The 1077-nt window shown below is 60.5% G+C and carries 1 protein-coding gene; it reads left to right on the forward strand.

What is annotated here, in order from left to right; all coding sequences use genetic code 11:
- Positions 1-110 precede the first annotated feature (110 nt).
- Positions 111-1077 (forward strand): IS481 family transposase (locus SRAH_RS11680; protein WP_029463512.1); only part of this gene is annotated, 967 nt, incomplete at its 3' end.

Raw genomic sequence — 1077 nt, forward strand, 5'->3', positions numbered from 1 at the left:
TGTCGCATCCCGGATGATCATATAGACTCAAGGCGCTCTCCTTTGTTCATGGCCAGAGCGGTCATGGCGGGGTTGATTGAGCAACTCGAGTCATCCAGGAGTCCTTCGACATGAACATTTCGCTGCACAAATGCGCCCGCACCACACCGGCCATCCGGGCCGAGATTGCCGCCAGCAGCGAGCCCGCCAGCGTGCTGGCCGAGCGCTACAACTTGAGCCTGTGCACCGTCTACAAGTGGAAGCGGCGCGACGTCTTTACCGACAAGTCCCACACGGCGCACCGCTTGCAGACCACCCTGACAGCGCAGCAAGAGATCATCGCCGTGCATCTGCGCAAAACTCTGTTGCTGCCGCTGGATGACCTGCTCTCGGTGGTGCGCGAGTTCCTCTGCCGCAAGGCCTCGCGCTCTGGGCTGGATCGCTGCCTGCGCCGCCATGGTGTGGGCAACCTCAACGCCCTCAAGCCCGCTACCGCTCCTACGCCCCACAAGGCCTTCAAAGCCTATGAGCCGGGCTACCTGCACATGGACCTCAAGTACCTGCCCCAGATGGCTGACCAGACCCGGCGCAGCTACCTGTTTGTGGCCATAGACCGGGCCACGCGCTGGGTCTTTGTGCAGATCAAAACCAACAAGAGCGCGCGCAGCGCTTCGAGCTTTCTGCGGGCGCTGCACAAGGCTTGCCCGATCAAGATCCAGAAGTTGTTGACCGACAACGGAAAAGAGTTCACTGACCGTCTGTTTGGCGGCGCCCAGCGCAAGCCCAGTGGCACGCATGAGTTTGATCAACTGTGTCAAGCCTTGGATATCGAGCACCGTCTGACCAAGCCCAGGACGCCCCAGACCAACGGCATGGTCGAGCGCTTCAATGGGCGCATCGCCGACGTGCTCAAGACCAACCGCTTTCGCAGCGGGGAGGACATGGAGCAGACGCTGCTGCGCTATGTGCGCCTGTATAACCATCAACTGCCCCAGTCAGCACTCAAGAGCCAAACGCCCTTGCAGGCCATGAAAGCATGGTACGCTTCGCATCCTCATCTCTTTCATCGGGCGCCTTATGATCGTCCGGGATGTGACA

Source organism: Serpentinimonas barnesii, assembly GCF_000696225.1.
Lineage (GTDB): Bacteria > Pseudomonadota > Gammaproteobacteria > Burkholderiales > Burkholderiaceae_C > Serpentinimonas > Serpentinimonas barnesii.